We start from the raw sequence: 1,977 nt of genomic DNA, 5'->3' as shown, positions 1-1,977 counted from the left end.
TCGGTGCTCCGCACCCTTGACTAGCGTTAGGGCTGAATGTGCCATGGCTTACTTACCGACGGGCTTAATTAGCTCCAGAGGTCGTGCTGTCGGCACGAGCCGACTAGGGGGATTTAAGGGGGGAAAATCCCCCCTTTCACGCACTAGCCTCCCTCTGGTCGGTGCGTTCATAGAAGATATAAGAGTAAAAACACTCAAAAATAGGTCTACATCAAGTGTTTTCAAGGCTTTACGCGATTTTAGGTTTTATCACCAGCTGTGATAACTAGTTTTATCACCAGCTATGATAAAACCCCTTGTATTCTATTATCATTTGTGATAAAAGTTTTATCATGAATGATAAATGTATTTATCACAGTATGATAAATAACAAGGGGGATATTTCAATGCCAGTAGTCGTATCAGAACCAAAGAATTTGAATGATGTGTCTTTTAAACAGCGAGCAATAGATTTAATTGCCAAAGAACAAGAAGAGCTGGAAGAATTAAAACGACAAAAGAAAAGCCCTTTCACAAGGTTTTATCAAGTAAACAAAGATAATTCAGAATATCTCAGAAGCTGTCTAAAAGAAAACCCAAAGGCTCTACAAGTGCTGTTTTTTATATTTGACCACATGGATAAATATAACGCTGTAGTATGTTCTTACAAGGTCTTTCAAGACGCTTTGGATATGGGGCAGGCAACTGTTGCAAGGTCAATTAAGTATCTCAAAGAACATGGATTTTTATATGTCTACAAAACAGGCTCCAGTAATGTCTATGTTGCCAATAAAGACCTTGTATGGAATTCTTGGGGGAACAATAGGGAATACTGCGAGTTTCCAGCCAATATAGTGTTGACTGCTTCGGAGCAAGAAGAACGCTCCAAAATCCAAGACAAACGCATTACAACGATAGAAGTTAAGGACTAACCCCTTAAATACCCTTAAAACGCAAAAAAACAGCCCTCAGAAGCCCTTTAATGTGTTTGTGCAAGAAAAAGTACCCTAAAGCACAAAAACGCATTCTAGGGCTTTTTTCGTCCTGGCATTTATCCCGGGGAAACCAAAATCCAATTGAGGCAGGAATAGGACGGCTACGCGTCCGCCGAAATTGCTGCGGGCAAAGCCCACAGCCTGATTTTTTCCAGTGGCTACAAAATGGCTTTTAGAAAAAAGTCGTGGCTACAAAAATGCAAAAACGGATCGCCCTACTTGTACATACTGATATTTGCTAAGTACTCAGTAGAGTACTTAGCCTATTATGTGTATGTGCATGAAAGTATGACTAAGCAAGTCCTAATGCGGTTTTCTGACCGTGCATTTTTTCAGTAGTGCGCTTGCCAAAAATGTACACCTGCTTTTTGGCCGTTTTTAAGCCCTCGGCGATTGAGAGCGCAATACAACCTTTCGCAAATTCGCCTATAGCGCTTTGCAAAAGGTCTATAGGCGCCCTACGGGGTTCCCCCACTGGCTTTCGCCACCGCCCCACAGGGGCGGTTCAAACCCTCTGGGCTTATTAGCTCCGTCGGTAAGCCATAAAAGGCACATAGCCCACGCAGTCAAGGGCGAAGCCGACGGAGTCGGTGCTCCGCACCCTTGACTAGCGTTAGGGCTGAATGTGCCATGGCTTACTTACCGACGGAGCTAATAAGCCCAGAGGGTTTGAACCGCCCCAAGGGGCGGTGGCGAAAGCCAGTGGGGGATATTTTAGGCAAAATTCAGCGTACATTTTTGAAATTACACTCCTACTTTTTTGCACGCCGATAAGACGGCTTTGTTACTCGCTTAGAGATAAATATATGCACATACACATAATAGGCTAAGTACTCAGTAGAGTACTTAGCAAATATCAGTATGTACAAGTAGGGCGATCCGTTTTTGCCTTTTGTAGCCATCGAGAAGTCCGCTTGTGCAGTGGATTTATAAGGCATTTTTGCATTTTTGTAGCCACGACTTTTTTCTAAAAGCCATTTTGTAGCCACTGGAAAAAATCAGG

Annotated in this window: 1 protein-coding gene; it reads left to right on the top strand. The window is 43.1% G+C overall.

Going from position 1 to position 1,977, the window contains the following annotated elements; translation table 11 throughout:
• Window positions 1-332 precede the first annotated feature (332 nt).
• Window positions 333-911, top strand: a complete 579-nt coding sequence (locus LEP1GSC049_RS207645) for a replication/maintenance protein RepL (RefSeq protein WP_004760943.1) — start codon at window positions 333-335, stop codon at window positions 909-911.
• The last annotated feature ends 1,066 nt before the right edge of the window (window positions 912-1,977 follow it).

The sequence above is a fragment of the Leptospira kirschneri serovar Cynopteri str. 3522 CT genome, from assembly GCF_000243695.2.
GTDB classification, from domain to species: domain Bacteria; phylum Spirochaetota; class Leptospiria; order Leptospirales; family Leptospiraceae; genus Leptospira; species Leptospira kirschneri.
Note: the sequence above shows the minus strand (reverse complement) of the source record. Positions and strands in the feature narration are given on the sequence as shown.

Bases quoted from the DNA above. Each gene is read 5' to 3' on its own strand.
- LEP1GSC049_RS207645 (WP_004760943.1), top strand. From the start codon at position 333: ATGAATGATAAATGTATTTATCACAGTATGATAAATAACAAGGGGGAT.